Source organism: Rariglobus hedericola (genome assembly GCF_007559335.1).
Lineage (GTDB): Bacteria > Verrucomicrobiota > Verrucomicrobiia > Opitutales > Opitutaceae > Rariglobus > Rariglobus hedericola.
On sequence record NZ_VMBG01000001.1, the window covers coordinates 195,660 to 213,659 of the forward strand.

The following is an 18,000-nucleotide window of genomic DNA, read 5'->3' on the forward strand; positions in this document are numbered from 1 at the left end:
CACGCCATGATCATCGACTCCCGTTACAACGAACTCGCCCGAGGCCTGACCGCTTTTTCCTGTGAACTGAAGAAAGGTCAGCGCGTGCTGATCGACGCCTTTGATGTGCCCGAGGCGATGGTTATCGCGCTGATCCGCGCCACCCGCGAACTCGGCGCCCATCCCTATGTGAACCTCCACCGCGCCCGCGTTTCGCGCGAGCTCATGCTCGGCGCCGAGGAGGCCCAATACGCACCGCATGCCGAGATCGAGTATGCGCGTATGCAGAAAATGGATGCCTATATTGCGTTGCGCGGCTCCGATAATATTTTCGAAAATTCTGACATTCCCGCCTCCCGCGTGCAGATGGTGTCGAAGATCATGAAGCCTGTTCTGGATCATCGCGTGAACAAGACCAAGTGGGTCGTGTTGCGCTGGCCGACGTCTGCCATGGCGCAGCAAGCAGCCAAGAGCACCGAGGAGTTTGAGGATTTCTATTTCAAGGTCTGCACGCTCGACTACTCGCGCATGATTCCCGGCATGAACGCCCTCAAGGCGCTCATGGATAAAACCGATAAAGTCCAGATCACCGGTCCCGGCACCGACCTGCGTTTCTCGATCAAGGGCATCGGTTCGCAGACCTGTGGCGGTCGTCGCAACATCCCCGATGGCGAAGTGTTTTCCTGTCCGATGAAGGACAGCGTCGAGGGCGTCATCTCCTACAACGCGCCGACGGTTTATCTGGGCACGTCCTTCGACAATATTCGCCTCGTTTTCAAGAAGGGTAAAATTGTCGAGGCCACCGCCAACAACACGAAGCGTTTGAACGAGATTTTGGACAGCGATCCCGGAGCGCGCTACATCGGCGAATTCGCCCTGGGTTTTAATCCGCACATCCTCGAGCCGATGCGCGACATTCTGTTCGACGAGAAGATTGCCGGCTCGTTCCACTTTACGCCCGGTCAAGCCTACGAAGGCGTGGGCAATGGCAACAAGTCTCAGGTGCATTGGGACATGGTGAATATCCAGCGTCCGGAGTGGGGCGGCGGTGAGGTGTGGTTCGACGGCAAACTCATCCGCAAGGATGGCATCTTCGTGCCGAAGACGCTGCACAAGTTGAACCCTGATTATCTGCTTGGTAACAAGTGAAGGACTTCATCCAGTCTCTGCCGAAAACCGAGACGCACCTGCACATCGAGGGTGCGTTGCCTTACGAGCTGTTGCGTGCGTGGAAGCCGGATACGTATCCGGATAATCCCTACTTTCACGCGCCGGATTTCCGTTATCCGTCGTTCCCGAAATTTGACGAGATTCTCCTCGGGCACGCGCTGCCGTGGTTTGTGTCTGCGGAGCGCTATTACGAGGCGGCCAAGGCGATTTTCGCCAAACACGTTGCCCAGAATGTGCGCTACGTGGAGACGTCGTTTCATCTTCCGGTGACGGGATTTATCGGTGTTCCCGGGCCCGAGATCATCGCGGCGATTCGCGCGGCGGTGCCGGCGGGGCTGGAGGTGCGGATTTTTACCGGCATGGCGCGGACTGATTATCAAGGGCCGATGCAGGCCGTGATTGATGATCTGGGTCGCTGGGAGGGTCTGGCGGGTGTGGATTTACACGGACTCGAAAGTCTCCCGAACGAGCCTTGGACGGCCAAGGTGTGGGCGCGGCTGCGGTCAGAGGGCAAAGTTACCAAAGCGCATGCGGGCGAGTTTGGCGGAGCGAATCGTGTTCGCGAAGCCATCGAGGAACTGGGCGCAACGCGCATTCAGCATGGCGTGCGGGCCATTGAAGATCCGGCGGTCGTGGCCTTGGCGGCGGAACGGGGCGTGACGTTTGACGTGTGCCCCTTGAGCAACGTGAAGCTCTGCGTAACGCCGTCGATCGCCGGGCATCCGCTGCGGGCGCTGTCGGCCGCGGGCGTGCGTTGCACGATCAGCACGGATGACCCGCTGGTGTTTGGCAACGCACTCAATGATGAGTATGCCGCACTGGCGGACGAAGCGGGTTTTACGAAGGCGGAACTGGCGCGTTTGGCGAAAAACGGCTGGGAGGTCGCCGATGTGCCGGTGGCGACGCGTGCAGCGATGATTGCGGAGATTGATCGCCTTGCGGCAAAATCCTCGTGAGCGTGGGCGGCCCGTATGTCCATTAGCCACACCGTTCCGCCTGATTCTTCCCGCGCCCGAGCCGACAAAGTGTTGGCGACGGCGTTTCCCGAGCATAGCCGGGTGGCGTTTCAACGGTGCCTCGACGCAGGATTGGTGACGCGCAATGGCAAGGTGATCGATCGCAGTGCCGAAGTGGTGAGCGGCGATGAACTCATTTTCTCATTCCCCGAGGTCAAGTCATCGGAGATCAAGGCGGTCGATATTCCGATCAACGTCGTTTATGAGGACAAGCACTTGCTCGCGATCAACAAGGCCGCAGGGATGGTCGTGCACCCCGGGGCCGGCACGGGCGACGACACGCTGGTGCATGCGTTGCTCGCGCATTGCGAGGGCGAGCTGAGCGGCATCGGTGGCGTGGAGCGTCCCGGAATCGTGCACCGCCTGGATCGCGAAACCTCGGGCATCATGCTCGTGGCAAAAAGCGATGCAGCTCATCGCGGTATCTCGGAGCAATTCGCCGCGCGGACTTCGCACAAACAATATCTCGCGCTGGTGGACGGCGTGCCGTCGCTCTTGAGCGGCAGTCTGCACAAACCGATCGGGCGCAATCCCACGCAGCGGCACAAGATGGCGGTTGTGGAGGGTCCGGGCGGCCGCGACGCGCACACCGATTGGGAACGCGTTGAAGTATTTGGCGGCAATCTCGCATCGCTCATCCGCTGCACGATTCACACGGGACGCACGCATCAGATTCGCGTTCACATGAAGTCACTCGGACACATTTTGCTGGGTGACGTGGTGTATGGCTGGAAGGCGAGTCCGCGTCTGCCGGTTCAACCCACGCGCATGATGCTTCACGCCGAGCATCTGGTGGTGAAGCATCCAATCACGGGCAAAGTCCTCGATCTGCGCGCGCCGTTGCCGAAGGACTTTGAGAAGATGCTCAAGGGTCTCCGCAAGCTGGAGAAACCGGCGGCGACGATGATCAAGCGCGGGCTGCGCAGTCCCAAGGGACCGCAATAAGGATGGAAGGAGAACGGACCTCCCGGTCCGTTCGGGGTGTGGGCGTGAGATGAGCGCGGTTCGGTTTGGGACGGACCGCAGGTCCGCCCTCCTTCAGGCGAGCGCGCTCGCAGCCAATCCCCAGCGCAGGTTGTAGAGCGAGTGGTGGAAACGGTCGAAAAGCCCGAAATCGGCTACCGTGACGACGGTGATGAGCGCGGCGGGAAACACATCGGCGCGGGCTGCGGGCATTCCGGGGATGCCCTTGCGTTCTTCGAGGGTGAGCGGACCGACTTCATCGAGTAAATCGGTGAGCGTTTCGAGCGACACGAGGGCGGACGTATCTTCGAGTTTCACCTGATGAAGCGCAGCCTTGATGACGCGCACGCTGGTAAATGTGCCGCCGGTGAAAACGGCTTCGGCCGCGCCGAGATTGAAGCGGAATCCCGCGCGTTTGAATTCATCGCGCACATGCAACGCGAGCGCGGTGCATTCCTTCGTCACGAGTGGAGCGTGCGGATCGGTAATGAACTTTTCGGTCATGCGCACACAACCGAGTTTCAGGCTGAGCTCCTGTTCGATGCGACGATCACGGAAGGCGAGGCACTCGAGACTGCCGCCGCCGAGATCGAAGACATAGAAATCGCGAAGGTGGGCGAGGGCGGGGTCGCAGGTGAGCCCGCGTCCGATGAGATCGGCTTCCTCATCACCGGTGAGAATGCGAATGGTGTGGCCGGTGGCGGTGAGCACGCGCTCGCGAAACTCAGGGCCGTTGGCGGCATCACGCACGGCGCTGGTGGCGACGAGCACGGTGGTAGTCGGTGAAAACGGCACGGCGAGGGCGAGCAAGTCCTGGATCGCGGAGAGTCCGCGGCTCATGCCGTCTTCGCTCAGGCGCGGCACGGCCTGGCTGATTCCGGCGCTGATGCGGGCGTCGATGGTGTGGGCCTTGAGCGACTCGATGCGTCCGTCCTCACGGCGTGTGGCGACAAGGACCTTGATCGAGTTGGAGCCAATATCGATGACGGCGACGACGGGATTCATTGTAGGGTGTCGGAGTCGTGGTGTTACAGGACGAAATCAGCGGGGGCGATCAGCACGACGAATTCGCCTTTGAGGCTGCCTTTGAGTAAGCGATCGCGGACGTCGGCGGCGCGGCCGACGTAGAACGTTTCGTGGAGTTTGGTGACTTCCTTGGCGATGCACACGACGCGGTCGGGGCCGAGCGTGGCGACGATTTCCTCGGCAAATTTATCGATGCGGTGGCAGCTTTCGTAGAGTGCGAGAGTGAAGTCGAAGTCCCGGTATTTCGCTAGAAATGCGGTGCGGGCGGAGGTCTTTGAAATGAGGAAACCGGCGAATAAAAACCCGTTGGTGGGAAGTCCGCTCGCGCTGAGCACAGCGGCGACGGCGCAGGCGCCGGGCACGGGAATGACGGGAAGGTTGCGGCGGCGGCAGGCGCGCACGATACGGAATCCGGGATCGCTGATGGCGGGCGTTCCGGCGTCGGATACGACGGCGACGGATTTACCGGCGGCGATCTGGTCGGCGAGTCTTTCGGCGACTTCGATTTCGTTGTGATCGTGGTAGGGCACGAGGTCGCGATGCAGTCCGTAGCGGGTGAGCATCGAGCCGGTGGTGCGGGTATCTTCGCAGGCTACGAGATCGACGGCACCGAGGATGGCGCGCGCGCGTTCAGTGAGGTCGGCCAGGTTGCCGATGGGAGTGGCGACGACGTAAAGATGGCCGGGCTGCGGCGTGAGCGAGGCGTTGGGTGCGGAGTCGGCCATGTGCGGATAAACAGGCACAAAAAAATCCGGCCTGAGCGAGGCCGGATTTTTTTAGAAACGATCAGCGCATACCGCCGCCGGGCGAGCCCATGCCGCCCATGCCAGGAATGCCGCCTTCCCAACTGGCGGGACGGCTCCACGGAATGGAGCTGTCCTGCTCGGTCTTGGTGGTGCAACCGGAGAGGAGGAGGGAGGCGCCGGTGAGGGCGAGTGCGGTGAGCAGGAGTTTCTTCAGGCGGACCATATTATTTGGTGAGCTTGGCGGTATCACCCTTGGCCAGGCCGCCGTTGATGGAGCCGGCGTTGATCTGGGCGATGGAGAAGTTTTCCTGGACGCTGCTGACCTGCGAGGTGGCGACGGTGGCGCCGCTGCGGATGATGGCGAAATGCTGGCCGGTCTGAACGCCTTGGGTGGAACCGGCGTTGAGAACGACAAACGCATTCTGGGCACCGATGCTGACGACTTCAGCGCTGAGATCGGCGACGGGCGCGCCGGCAGTGTTGCCAGAAGCGGTGCCGCCGGTGGTGTTGGCCATTGAGCCGGTGGTGTTGCTGCGGCCGGCATCAAATTCCTTCACGCGGGCTTCGAGGGTCTCGATCTTGCTCTTGTAGGCTTCGATCTCTTCGGGAGTCGCGGCGGAAGCGGAGAGCTTGGCCTGGGCGAGTTCGCGCTTCAGCTGGGAGATTTCTCCGTTGAGGGACTGTTCAGCATCGGTCTTCGCGGTGAGCTGATTGCGCAACTGGGAGACGTCGCGGCTGAGCTGGGTGTTGCGGGATTCGGCGGCGGTGGTCTTGGACTTGGCTTCGCCGAGGTCGCTGTCGAGGGCGGCAAGACGCTTCTGGAGGGCTTCACCTTGGGCGCTGGACTCGGTCAACTTGCCTTGAAGCTGTGTGGTCTCGGTCTTGGCGTTGGAGACCTCCTGCTGGAGCTGCTCCTTGGTGTTACCAATTTGGAAATAGAAGAAGGTGGATGCAGCCGATCCAAGAATGGCGATCACACACAGGGCAAGGGTAAGGGATTTCATAAGGGGAGATGTGGCGTTAGTCTCAGCAGCGCAGACCCTCTTGAAAAGGGAAAAGTTTCCATAAAAACACGCCCGGACATGGATACATGTGCCGGGCGGTCAAACGGGCTACTTGATGCGAGCCGGTTGCGGGATGATTTTAGGAGGCGTAGGTGGACTCGAACCAAGGCGTGTTCGTGGTCTTTTTTACCGAACCGTTGGCGGCGAGGTGTTCGAGAACTTTGAATACGAGCTCGGTCTTTTCAGGCACCGCGAGGGCGGTGGCGAGGGAGTCGGCGGTGAAGGTCTGGCCGGCAGAGGACTTGAGTTTTTCGGTGATCTTCAACTTGAGGTCGATGACGGCACCGGCGGCTTTTTTGCCGGCTTCGACACCGGGTTGGTGATAGGCGTTGATACCGACCAGCGAGGCATAAAGGCCGACCACACGCTCGTAGAGGGCGATCAAGATGCCGAGCGTGCGCGGGGAGACATCGGCGACCGTGATCGAGACGGACGAGCGATTGCTTTCGGACAACGCATCACGGGTGCCGAGGTAAAAGCCTTGGAGGTAATCGCCGGTGGTGACTCCGGGATCGACGTCGAACGAGGCTCCTTCGCGGTCCTTGAGAACCTCGATGAAGGTTACGAAGAAGTTGTTCACGCCATCGCGCAGTTGCTGCACGTAGGCGTGCTGGTCGGTCGAGCCCTTGTTGCCGTAAACGGCGATGCCTTGATTGACGACGTTGCCCTTGAGGTCGCGCTCCTTGCCGAGCGATTCCATGACGAGCTGCTGGAGGTAGCGGGAGAAAAGGAGCAGGCGGTCTTTGTAGGGAAGGATAACCATGTCCTTGGTCCCTTTGCCATCCGTGGCATAATACCACATGAGGGCGAGGAGCGCGGCGGGGTTTTCAGCGGTCTTGGTGGAGCGCGAGATGACGTCCATCGCGGCGGCGCCATCAAGGATTGCCTGAATGTCGATGCCCTGAAGAGCGGCGGGCAGGAGACCGACGGCGGAGAGCTCGCTGGTGCGGCCGCCGACCCAGTCCCACATGGGGAAACGGGCGAGCCACTTCTGGTCGATGGCGGTTTTTTCGAGCTTCGAACCGGCGCCGGTGACGGCGACGTAGTGTTTCGTGAAGTCGAGGCCGGCGGCCTTGAATGCAGCGGCGGCTTCGAGCTGGCCATTGCGTGTCTCGGCGGTGCCGCCGGACTTGGAGATGACGACCGCGAGGGTCTCGGGGAGTTTGCCGGCGAGCGAGGCCAGCACGTAGTCGATGCCGTCGGGGTCGGTGTTGTCGAAGAAGGAGACGACGAGCTTGTCGGCGGCGGGCTGGCCGAGGGCGTGATTGACGAATTGCGGGCCGAGGGCGGATCCGCCGATACCGATCACGAGCAGCTGTGTGAATTTCTGGCCAGTGGAGCTGAGGATTTTCCCGGAGTGCACATCGGCGGCGAAGGACTTGATGGTGGCGAGGGTGTCGCTGATTTCCTTGGCGAGCTCGGGGGTGGGAGCGAGCTTCGGGGCGCGCAACCAATAGTGGCCGACCATGCGGTTCTCATCGGGGTTGGCGATGGCGCCTTTTTCGAGCGCAGCCATGTCGGTGTAAGCTTGCTGGAGCGCGGATTCCTTTGCGGCGAGAAAGTCATCCGGAAACGGGATGCGGCTGATGTCGAGCGCGAGGCCGAGATCGGCATTCTGGTAGTAGTGCTTTTTGAAACGGGACCAGGTGGACATAGGAAGTGTTGAGAACGGTTATGAACTCATGGGCCAAGCACAAGCGAGCATCCGCCGGCGCGCGAAGAATGAAAAGATTCTGTCATCGCCATGAAGCGGCGGTCCTGGCCTGCCCGGCCGATGGGGCTCGCTAGTAGGAGGGCCTTCGGGGACAACCGACCACGCCTTCGGGGAAAACAACATTCCGACGGTGAGGAAATTCAGTCATAACAAAGATCCCACCATGGGCGACCGCTCCCCCAAATCCACGCAGAAACAGGCTTCGCAAAAACAGGCGAAGTCCAATGTCTCGAACAACAAAAAGCAGGCGCTCGTCACCGAGCAGCAGGCCACCAAGGCGAAACTCGCGGCCAATAAGAAAAAGTAACCGCTTCGGCGCGCGGCTTGCCCGCGCGCCGGACTTCGGTTGGATTCACTTTCTGTTCAGCAATCCTTCATCATCGAAATCACCATGGCCAAAACACAAAACTCCAAGAAAGAGACCAAGAAGCAGCCCTTGAAAACTCCGGCCGAGAAAAAGGCCGCCAAGCGCGACAAGAAGAACACCCGTTAAACCGGGCTGTTATAAAAAAGACGCACACCCGGAACGGGCGTGCGTCTTTTTTTTGTGCCGGCAGGATTTACTATTGGGTGACGATTCGCAGGCGTATGAATCGCGGATCGATTGACGAAGGTGGCGTCAGGTCCCTGACCCGGATCGTTTGTGTGTAGCCGTCATCGTCGAGAACAGTGGCGGCTGACACGTCTGAAGCGCTGAATTTCCATGTCTTGAGATCGTTCGAGACCTCGACGATGTAAGCCAGATCGGAGGCGGTTTTGCTTCGCTGATAGATGAGCGCAAGCTGGCCGTTTTCAAAAGCGCTTTGCTGGTGGAGCGAGTTGGCAACCTTGGGATTCGTGCCCAAGGCATACTCGAGGAGGTTGGAATAACCGTCGCCGTCAGGATCGGCGGATGGGGCGCTGATGGCGGCGTCGTTGAGTTCGGTGGTGGTGAAGAACGTGGTCTGGAAGGTCGCGAGATTGGCCGGCTGAAAATGTGCCACCAGAGAACGCGATTCGTTGAGCGTAAAATTATAGACGGAGGCGGTGGTCACCGAGGCGCTGTTTTCGCGCCAGCCGGCGAAGCCGTAGCCAGCCGAGGGCGTTGCGTTCAAGCTGATGGCGGTGCCGTTTTCAAAAATACCCGAGCCCGCAATCGTCCCTGCGCCGGTCGGCGATGCGCTGACCGAAAGCGTCGAGGCGGTGAGGACGGGCGTGGTGTTTTCCACGGAGACATCGGTAACGGTCGCGGTGGCGCGGACGGTATCGGTGCCGGCGCAGATCGCCAGGCCGGCTTGCGGCGCGCCGGCAAAATTGGCGGCGACACTGCCGACCGGAGTCCATGAAATGTTATTCGTGGAGTAAGCGGCGGTGATGGTGCCGCTGGCTTGGTTTAACTTGAGCCAGACAGGAGCCGCCACCGTGGCCGAGGCTTGGACTGCGGTGGCGGTGGCACCGACGACGGTCCGCGAGCGTAGAGTAATGAGTCCGGCGGGGGAAACGGTGAGGGCGACAAACGGGGCGTTGGCATCGGTGCCGTCGCGCAACATCACGCCGGCCTGAGCGCTGACGGGAGTGGTTTGAACGGAAGTGATGCGGGCGACGATCGACGGCGTGGCGGTGGTGGTTTGCGCGGAAGTGAAGGCGAACTTGTCCGAGGTGGCGCCGATTTGCGTGCCGCTGCCGGTGAGGGTCCAGGTCGATCCGGAGTAGGTCGCGGCGCCGCTGAGCGCGGGGGCGCCGATGTCGAGGTGGCTCCAACCATCCGGGATGAGGCTCGTGGTGATCGTGCCGGTTCCGGTGAACGTAACGCCGCGACCGTTGAGGTCGTCGGTGGTGTAGGTGCCGGCCGGGAGGATGGTTTTGCCGATGGTGAGGCGGGCGACTTTGACGGCTTTGGAATTGATGACCGCCGTGCCGGTGGCGAGGGCGAGCGGGCCGCAGCTGGTGACGTTGATCGGGAAGGACAAGGTGCCGCCGGCCAGGTTGAGTTTGCCGCGATAATGGGTCGCGTTGGAGACGTTGAAAAGCAGCGAGCCAAACGTGCCCGTGCCGGGGCCGTTGGTAAGGGTGAGCTCGCCGGGGCCGGTGAGCTTGGTGACGCGCAAGTTCAGGCCGCCCGTGGGTGTGGAAATGTTGCCGCCGTTAAGAACGCGGGTGGTGCCGAGGCTGTTGAAGGTGCCGACGGTGAGAAGCTGCGTGAGCGTGCTGACGAAGGGGTTGATGCTGCCGCCGTTGGTCGTGAGCGTGGGCACGGTGTTGGTCGGCATGCCGCTGGAGCCGTAATACGCGGTGAGGGCCAGCGAGAGTTTTGCCGCGGGCCCGTCGAGCACGATGTTGTTACCGTAGAAGCTCTGGTCGGGCGGATAATAAGCGTTTTTGGTGCGGAGTTCGAAGCCGTTGGTGTGAAATCGATCATTGACCGTGCCTCGGGAGAACGCGCTCAACTGTGTGCCGCCGGTGGGCTGGCTCTTCCATACCGGCAAGTTGTTCCAGTGCTGGCCGGACGGCTGGTTGGCTTGCAGATACCAATCGGCCGGCGCGATATCGGTGCGATCGTGAATCATCACGGTCGCCGAGCTGTCGGAGCCGATGATGTAGTCGCTACCCGGCGCGAGCGTGATGACGACGCTTTGTTCGCCTTCGTAAACGGAATTGGTGACGGGTGTCGCGTTCAGCGTTGCCGAGGACGACGCGATTGCGAGCGGACTGGCGGCGATATTGAAACGAGTGCCGTTGGCGGCGGTGCCCGTGAGTAGGTAATTAACGGATACAGGTTGCGTGCCGGAGGTGGAAACCGTGAAAACGCCGGGGGCGGCACCGGTCTCATAAGCCTCGGGTGAGGTGGCCTTGATCGTGACGACGGGGAGGGCGCTTTCGGTGATCGAGACGGTTCCGCCATTGGGAAGCGCATCGTAGCGAATCGATCCATTACTGACGGGAACGCTCACGGTTTTGGCTCCTTGGACGACCGTCGCAGCACGCCAAGCGGAGGGAACCTGCGTGTTCACGGTGAGCGGCAAATCGTAGAGCGCATTGGTAGTGGTGGTCAGCGTCAACGTGACGAGCGACGAGGTGGCGGCGGTGACGGTGATGGTCGCGCTATTTCGCTCTTTCTCATATTTGTGGTAGGAAATCGGATCAGTGATCCAGAGGTCGCCGCCGTCGCGTCTCGTTTTCAAGCCGTCGAGAAAACGGCGGTAGACGTCTTTATCGAACGCCCAGAAATCTTGTCCGCCCTGGTCGGGATCGCCTTCCGAAGGCCGGCGCTGGAGTCCGTGGAAGATGGTGTAACCCATTCCTTTTTGCGTGATGGCGGTGTCGGCGACCGCGAGGAGTTCGGGCAGGGTGTTGATGCCCGTGAACGGAGCCTTGCCCGCGATGAATTCCGGACGGCTGATCATATTGTAGTTGTTCAATATGTCGGTGAGCGGCTGGCCGTAACTAAACCACGTATTCACGCCAGGCTGACCGTAGGAGATCAGGTGCGGGCTGGTGTCGCCGGGATAATAGATGTTGCGGATGACTTCCCAGCATTTGCGGATCTCGTCCTCCATGCCGACGAGCGTGGTGGTGTTGGCGTGTGACCATGTGTGGTTGCCGTAAACCATTCCCAGTTGCGGGATCACCGTGTTCCATTGCGCGGCATTGGAGGTGTAGCCGGAGCCGCCGGGATTGACGTAAAACGTTCCGATCATCCCGCGCTTCACCATTTCGGGTATGGCCACCTGAAAATGGCTGGGGCAGCTGTCGTCGAACATCAGCAGGAAGCAGGCGGTTTTGTTGTCCTTCCATCGGGCGACTTGGGAGTCACCGATGGCGGCATGCGCTGACGCGGAAAACGCTGCGGTCACAGTGCAGGCCAAAAGGGTCAGGAGGGGGCGCTTAAAAATGGAAAACATCGTCGAGGGTATTCGACGAGATGATCAAAACAGCCGCGGGATTTTTAGCCTGTAAAATACCTTTAGGCGGAAAAACAAAGCGGATTGCTCAAACAAATAACCAGCACTCCCACGCTGAGCAAAATACAATGACCTCTTTAATTAAGAGAGATCCTAGGCTGCGGCTTAATTCAGGCGCAACGCGGACGCCGGCGCAGCACCATGCAGGAGGCGACGGCAACCAGGCCGGCAAGCGCATATGTGGACGGTTCGGGCACGGCGGAGAAGAAAACGCCGTTGACGCCCGAGAAATCAAAGCCGCCCGCAGCACCTTCGCCGTCGGATGTGTTGGTCGGGAAGTAAGTGGCTGAATTCCAGTTCAGCAGATTGTTGGTGTTGCCGCCGTCGGTCACATCGTAACCAAAAAGCGAATACCCGTAGATCGTCGTGCCGGGGTCGACATCAAAGTCGTCGAGCGTGAAGACCACGCCGCCGGGTCCCTGGTTGGGGCCGTTGAAGATGGCGTAATCATCCGTCGTGTTGTCGCCGTCGGCGTAACGGTGGATCGAAAACGTGCTGTGGTTGTAGACGTTGTTGGCTGTGAACGGCACGGTGCTGGCGAGTGCACTGTAACCGGTTGGATTGCCGAAGGCATCCACGCTGGTGACGAGCGCTATCTTGAACGATTCGTGCTGGGGGTTTATGCCGAAATCGAAGACGGGAATCGCGAAATCAGCCGTCGCGCTGAAGCCGCCGTTTGAGATGAAATCGACGCGCTCGATGTTGGCATACGACGAGCCGGCGTTGCCGAATAAGTTGTGCACCCCGCGGGCGAAATTATTGTCCAGCAGCACCTCTTGAAAGGTGTCCGCATGATCGGCGATGCGGTTGCCGGCGGCGCTGGCGGTTTGATACCACACATGGGCATTGTTGGTGCCGCCCGAGCTCCGTCGAATGAAGACCTGATCGGCCATGCCGGTGAGGGCATACGTGCCGGTGGACGTGGTGAACGTCTGCAAAGCGACCGTCGTGTTTTGAAATGTATAGCCTTCGTGAACGGTGTCGGCGGAATCAGTCGTGATCGTCGTGACCGCGGTGATGGCGGTTTGTCCTGAAAGCCCGGCAGGCACAGCCAATACCCACGCCAGCAACAGGCCAAAAGGCCAGGCTTGGATCGTTGGCAGACATTTCATGCCGGTGACCCTGTATCGTTTTTGGGCGAATTGAAAGTATGGATAACGGACAATCCTGATAACGCGTCAACTTTGTGGCAGGGCGGGAGGTTCTGCGGCGGATGTTTCGACCAATACCAAACGGAACTTACCAAAATTCTTACCGAGGATCATCTTGATGGGGAAAATGGATATCCCGAGGCCGATGAGTGCGCCAATCGGTGCGGTCACGAATTGAATGGTGCGAGTGGGGACGCCGGCCATGCCCATGCAGAACCCGATTATAAATCCGGCGATGCCACCGAGAATCATGGCGACGAGCATGGCGATCAGGCTTCGCCAGAGATAGGCCCACCAAACACGCAGCACGCGCGGCCAAGTAATTTCGAGTTCGTTGTTCATGGTTAAAGTGAATGCGCTCCGTTTATTTTTTCAGCAGCTTGGGCCACGACGCGACGAGTTCGTTCACGAGTTTATCGAAGGCACGGGTTTCGGTTTGCCGGCGAGCCTCATCGGCTGACTCACCACTGCTCCATGAAGTCGATAACATGGCTTTTCGCTCGGTGACTTCGTAAGCCGAGTAAATGTAGCCTGTGCGAGTATCGAGCAGCAGAGCCGATACGGTGGTGACAGCCGTGATTTGACGGGTGGGAGAGAGCCCGAGCGTGATCACGGAGAGCGGCTTTGCGGCGTCCTTGTCGATGAACGCCGTGTCGAAAGTGTAGAGAAAAATCAAGTCGGCGTGCAGCCGGGCAGCGGCTTCACGTAGCTCGCGGTCACTTTCCAGTTTGTTGGGAAGCAGCAACCGGTTGAGTGTCACCAAGCCGGTAATCTGCGGGAGTGCTGAAATACGGTCTACTTGTGCCTGCGTTTCTACTTCCCTCGTCATGATGACGGAGTAACGCCCTTCGCCATACTGGCCTCCATTTTGGCGCAGGTAATAGTTGCTGTAAGTCGGGGCCTGCACGCGCACGGTGGCCATACTGGCGGGAAACGGATGGGTGGGCTTCGTGGCAAAACCAGCCTCAATGCTGGCGGGGGAAAAAGCCTGAAGATCAGCTTTTGCACCTGGAGTGATGTAAGTTGAGCAACCGGTGGTGAATCCCAGCACCAGCGTAAGAATTAAAAGTAGAATGTAGTTTTTCATCAAGGGGTAGCGGTAATGCTAATTCGCCTATGTGTGGATGAGCATGCAGGCTCCTTGTCCAGCCAAACGTTTGCAGTGGGGATCAAGAGCTCTCAATTTGCCGACTAACGACGAATTCAGCGTGGACGTAAAAAAGGCGCTGCGGGATGCGCAGCGCCTTTTCGTGATACCGAGTCGGGCTCGGCAATACCGGCTTCTGCTTATAGATACTTGTCGGTGACGGCGCCTTCGGAGGCGGTGCTGACGAGGCGGGCGTATTTGGCGAGGACGCCGCGGGTTTCCTTGGGGGGAAGCGGCTTGTAGGCGGCCATGCGAGCGGCGTAGTCGGCTTCGGGGATGAGGAGGCTCATCGTGTTTTTGACGGCGTCGATCTCGATGAGATCGCCGTTTTTGACGATGCCGATCGGACCACCCTTGGCGGCTTCGGGCGTGATGTGGCCGACGTCGAAACCGTGCGAGCCGCCGGAGAAACGTCCGTCGGTGATGAGCGCAACATCCTTGATGAGACCGCGGCCGGCGATCGCAGAAGTGGGAGACAGCATCTCGCGCATGCCGGGACCGCCGACGGGGCCCTCGTTGCGGATGACCACGACGTCGCCTTTGACGACGTCGCCACGGAGGACGCCTTGGAGCGCGTCTTCTTCGCCTTCGTAAACCTTGGCCGGACCTTTGAAGTAGAGACCTTCCTTGCCGGTGATTTTACCGACGGCGCCGCCGGGGGCGAGATTGCCGTGGAGGACGCGGAGGTGGGTGTCTTTCTTGATCGGCTGATCGAAGGGGCGGATGACGTCCTGTTCCGATGGATACGCGGGGTAGGGCTGAACGTCCTTGAGGGACTCGGCGATGGTGTCGCCGGAGACGGTGAGGCATTCGCCGTGGAGCATGCCGCGATCAAGAAGGATCTTCATCATCGGGCGGATGCCACCGATACGGATGAGGTGGGCCATGCCGTATTTACCGAAGGGCTTCACGTCGGCGAGGAGCGGGACGCGGTCACCGATGGTCTTGAAGTCGGCGAGGGTCAGCGGGACTTCGGCGCAGTGAGCGATGGCGAGGAGGTGGAGAATGAGGTTGGTCGAACCGCCGAGGGCCAAGCAAACCGTGATAGCGTTCTCGAAGGCCTGGCGGGTGAGAATATCGCGGGGCTTGATGCCTTTTTTCAGCATGGCCATGACGGCGGCGCCGGCGCGTTCGCAGTCCTCGCGTTTTTCTTTGCCGACGGCGAGTTGGGCGCTGCTGTTGGGCAGGCTCATGCCGAGGGCCTCGATGCAGGTCGCCATGGTGTTGGCCGTATACATGCCGCCGCAGGAGCCGGGGCCGGGGATGGCGGTGGCTTCGACGTCACGCAGGCCGGCGTCGTCGAGTTCGCCCTTGGCGTGTTTGCCGACGGCTTCGAAGACGGAGACGATGTCGAGGGGCTTCTTGTGGTCGCAGTCGGAGGCGGCGAAGCCGGGGAGAATGGAGCCACCATAGATGAAGACGGCGGGGCGGTTGAGGCGGGCAATGGCCATCATGCAACCGGGCATGTTTTTATCGCAGCCACCGATGGCGACGAGGCCGTCAAAGCCTTCGGCGGCGACAGCGGTCTCGATGGAGTCGGCGATGACGTCACGGGAGACGAGGGAGTAACGCATGCCCTGCGTGCCCATGCTGATGCCGTCGGTGACGGTGATGGTGTTAAAATAGACGGCTTTGCCGCCGGCGGCATTGATGCCCTTCTGCGCGTGCTCGCTGAGGTCGCCGAGGTGGACGTTGCAGGGCGTCATGTTACTGGCGGAAGACGCGACGGCGATTTGGGGCTTTTTAAAATCCTCGTCGGTGAAGCCGACGGCGCGGAGCATGGAACGGGCGGGCGCGCGGTCGTTGCCATCAACAACGACGGAGGAGTGCGGACGCGGGAAAGAGGAGGACGTGGAGCACATGGGTTAAAGGATGAACAAAACCAAGCGGGTGGGGGGCGGGCAAGCGCGATGTCTGGGCAAGGGAGCGGTCCAATTTCCAGGGTTGCGTCGGTTTCCGGCGACCGCATCACTCTCGGGTTTTCTTTCGCATGGCGTTCAACCTCAAAAAAGTGCTCAAGGCGCTGCTCTTCTCATCGAGCGAGCCGCTCTCGGTTAAGGATATCCAGACGGCGTTCGCCCGTTTCCATGACCAGGCCTTGTTGCCCAAGGCGGTCGTTGATCCGACGGTCGAGGGTGAGGCGGAAGTTCCCGCTGAAGACGCACCCGCAGCCGTTGCGGGCGAGGCTGAGGCCGCCGAGGTGCTGGTCGCCGCGCCGACCGAGACCGACGCGGATCTGTATCAAGACGTGCCTTCGCTGATCACCGCCACGCAGATTCGTGAAGCGATGGATGAACTGGCGTCCGAACTGCGGGCGGCGGATGATATTTATCTGCTGATCGATGGTGCGAGCGGTTACCGCTTGGTGACGCATCCGCGTTTCGCGAAGTGGATCCGCATCCAACGCGACGAGCCGGCTCCGGCCAAGCTCACGCAGTCGGCCCTCGAGACGCTTTCCATCGTGGCCTACCGCCAGCCGGTTACACGCACCGAAATCGAGACGATCCGCGGCGTATCGGCCGAGGCGGGCCTCAACAAACTGCTGGAGCGCGAACTGGTTTACATCGTGGGACGCGCCGATCTGCCCGGACGCCCGTTACAATACGGCACGACCGACAAGTTTTTGGAATTCGTCGGCGTGAAGTCGCTGGTCGAGTTGCCGGCGTCCGACGTGCTCTCGCCGCGCCAGATCGACGAGTGGCTCAAGAACGCGATCAACGTGAAGCCGCCCGCGGACGCCGAGATGGGCCTGCCGCTCGAAGAGGGCGAAGGCGAGACGCCGAATCTCTCCGAAGTTGATGTCGAGCACGTGCCGATGTCGGCTGAAACCGCCGCCGAGGTGTTCGTTGAAGCGGCTGCCGCTGAAGAGCCGGCTTTGGTCGAAGAACCAGCACAGCCCGCGCCCGAGACTCTGTCCGACGACGAAGACAAACCTGCCTCCGCCTGATTTCCATGTCCGACCCGCTCCAACCCATCCGGGAACAAATCGATGCTCACGACCGCCATCTGGTCGAGTTGTTGAACAGCCGTCTCGCGCTCGCCGCCGAGATCGGAAAACTCAAGCGCAGCACCGGCGGTCAGATCTATGTGCCCGAGCGCGAGGACGCGGTGTTCCGCAAGGTCACGGCGCTCAATCAAGGTCCGATCAAAAACGAGGCACTGCAGGCGATCTATCGCGAAATCATGTCGGCGGCCATCGCGCTTGAGAAGCCGTTGCTCATCGCCTACCTCGGACCGGAGGCGACCTACACGCATGCCGCGGCGATCAAGAAGTTTGGCGCGAGCGTCGATTACTCGGCCATCGCGACGATCTCGGATATTTTCACCGCGATCGAAAAGGGTGAAGCCGATTACGGGATCATCCCGATCGAGAACTCCACCGAGGGCTCCGTGCGCGAGGCGCTCGACGGCTTCGTTGATAGCGATCTGAAGGTGGTCGCGCAGGTGTATTTGGAAATCAACCACGCGTTGATTTCGTCCACGCCGCTGGCGCAGATCGACAAGGTTTATTCGAAGGACCAGGCACTTGCCCAGTGCCGCGCCTGGCTGCAGCGCCACCTGCCGCATGCGCAGTTGATCGACACGGCGAGCACCGCGAAGGCTGTGCAGATTGCCAAGGATACGCCCGGTGCCGCGGCCATCGCGGCGGAACTCGCGGCGCAGGTGCAAGGCGTGCCGGTAGTCGCGAAAAATATCCAGGACCAGAATGACAACACCACGCGGTTCTTTGTCGTGGGCAAACGCCCGTCCGGTCCGGTCGGCGGCGGTCGTGACATCACGAGTCTCGTCGTCTCGCTCGGCGACGAAGCGGCTGCGAATTCCGGTTCGCTGTTGAAGATGCTCATGCCGTTCGGCCAGCGCGGCATCAACCTGTCGAAGGTCGAGTCGCGCCCGAGCAAGAAACGTCCGTGGGACTACTTGTTCTTCATCGACGTGACCGGTCACTACGAAGACCCGGCGATGAAGGAAGCCATCGCGGAGCTGCGGAAGTTCTGCCCGTTGGTGAAGTGGCTGGGGAGTTATCCCTCGGTCCAATAAAAAAAGGCCGGCTGTGAAGCCGGCCTTTTTTGTGGGCGAATAAAA

General features: G+C 60.5%; 16 protein-coding genes. 6 read left to right on the plus strand and 10 right to left on the minus strand.

Annotated elements, in window-relative coordinates; genetic code table 11:
- Positions 1-6: 6 nt before the first annotated feature.
- From FPL22_RS00950 to FPL22_RS00960, 3 genes are read left to right on the plus strand one after another with little or no spacing between them, the layout of a single operon-like run.
- Positions 7-1,128 (plus strand): aminopeptidase, encoded by a 1,122-nt coding sequence (locus tag FPL22_RS00950; RefSeq protein WP_144228251.1) that lies wholly within the window; start codon positions 7-9, stop codon positions 1,126-1,128.
- Entirely contained in the window at positions 1,125-2,105 is a 981-nt protein-coding gene (locus tag FPL22_RS00955) for an adenosine deaminase family protein (protein WP_144228252.1), read from the plus strand. Before FPL22_RS00950 ends, FPL22_RS00955 begins: the two co-directional genes overlap by 4 nt.
- Positions 2,106-2,120: 15 nt before the next feature.
- Positions 2,121-3,110: an RluA family pseudouridine synthase gene (locus FPL22_RS00960; RefSeq protein WP_144228253.1), complete on the plus strand. Its 990-nt coding sequence runs from the start codon at positions 2,121-2,123 to the stop codon at positions 3,108-3,110.
- Between the two features lie 93 nt (positions 3,111-3,203).
- Here FPL22_RS00960 and FPL22_RS00965 read toward each other — a convergent pair whose 3' ends face one another.
- The 5 genes from FPL22_RS00965 to FPL22_RS00985 form a co-directional block, all read right to left on the minus strand.
- Complete coding sequence (locus tag FPL22_RS00965) at positions 3,204-4,133, minus strand: Ppx/GppA phosphatase family protein (protein WP_144228254.1); 930 nt, start codon at positions 4,131-4,133, stop codon at positions 3,204-3,206.
- A gap of 23 nt (positions 4,134-4,156) precedes the next feature.
- Entirely contained in the window at positions 4,157-4,879 is a 723-nt protein-coding gene (gene rsmI, locus FPL22_RS00970; protein WP_144228255.1) for a 16S rRNA (cytidine(1402)-2'-O)-methyltransferase, read from the minus strand.
- 61 nt (positions 4,880-4,940) lie between these two features.
- Entirely contained in the window at positions 4,941-5,123 is a 183-nt protein-coding gene (locus FPL22_RS00975; RefSeq protein ID WP_144228256.1) for a hypothetical protein, read from the minus strand.
- Between the two features lies 1 nt (position 5,124).
- Positions 5,125-5,904, minus strand: a complete 780-nt coding sequence (locus FPL22_RS00980) for a hypothetical protein (RefSeq protein ID WP_144228257.1) — start codon at positions 5,902-5,904, stop codon at positions 5,125-5,127.
- Positions 5,905-6,043: 139 nt separating this feature from the next.
- Positions 6,044-7,618 carry a glucose-6-phosphate isomerase gene (locus FPL22_RS00985; protein WP_144228258.1) on the minus strand — a complete coding sequence of 525 codons (1,575 nt, stop codon included), beginning with the start codon at positions 7,616-7,618 and terminating at the stop codon, positions 6,044-6,046.
- Positions 7,619-7,841: 223 nt separating this feature from the next.
- Here FPL22_RS00985 and FPL22_RS17785 point away from each other — a divergent pair, with 223 nt between their 5' ends.
- Positions 7,842-7,985: a hypothetical protein gene (locus FPL22_RS17785; protein ID WP_203235091.1), complete on the plus strand. Its 144-nt coding sequence runs from the start codon at positions 7,842-7,844 to the stop codon at positions 7,983-7,985.
- Positions 7,986-8,241: 256 nt separating this feature from the next.
- Here the strand turns inward: FPL22_RS17785 and FPL22_RS00990 are convergent, their stop codons facing one another.
- The 5 genes from FPL22_RS00990 to ilvD form a co-directional block, all read right to left on the minus strand.
- Positions 8,242-11,511 (minus strand): InlB B-repeat-containing protein, encoded by a 3,270-nt coding sequence (locus tag FPL22_RS00990; protein WP_162525149.1) that lies wholly within the window; start codon positions 11,509-11,511, stop codon positions 8,242-8,244.
- A 218-nt stretch (positions 11,512-11,729) separates the two neighbouring features.
- Complete coding sequence (locus tag FPL22_RS00995; protein WP_144228260.1) at positions 11,730-12,731, minus strand: PEP-CTERM sorting domain-containing protein; 1,002 nt, start codon at positions 12,729-12,731, stop codon at positions 11,730-11,732.
- Positions 12,732-12,797: 66 nt separating this feature from the next.
- On the minus strand, positions 12,798-13,112 hold the full coding sequence (locus FPL22_RS01000) for a hypothetical protein (RefSeq protein WP_144228261.1): 315 nt from the start codon (positions 13,110-13,112) through the stop codon (positions 12,798-12,800).
- Between the two features lie 22 nt (positions 13,113-13,134).
- On the minus strand, positions 13,135-13,857 hold the full coding sequence (locus tag FPL22_RS01005) for a hypothetical protein (protein WP_144228262.1): 723 nt from the start codon (positions 13,855-13,857) through the stop codon (positions 13,135-13,137).
- A gap of 200 nt (positions 13,858-14,057) precedes the next feature.
- Positions 14,058-15,779, minus strand: coding sequence for a dihydroxy-acid dehydratase (gene ilvD / locus FPL22_RS01010; protein WP_144228263.1), 1,722 nt, complete (start codon positions 15,777-15,779; stop codon positions 14,058-14,060).
- A gap of 128 nt (positions 15,780-15,907) precedes the next feature.
- Here ilvD and scpB point away from each other — a divergent pair, with 128 nt between their 5' ends.
- A complete protein-coding gene (gene scpB / locus FPL22_RS01015) occupies positions 15,908-16,864 on the plus strand; it encodes an SMC-Scp complex subunit ScpB (protein WP_144228264.1) in 957 nt (318 codons plus the stop codon).
- Between the two features lie 5 nt (positions 16,865-16,869).
- Positions 16,870-17,955, plus strand: coding sequence for a prephenate dehydratase (gene pheA, locus FPL22_RS01020; protein ID WP_144228265.1), 1,086 nt, complete (start codon positions 16,870-16,872; stop codon positions 17,953-17,955).
- Positions 17,956-18,000 lie beyond the last annotated feature (45 nt).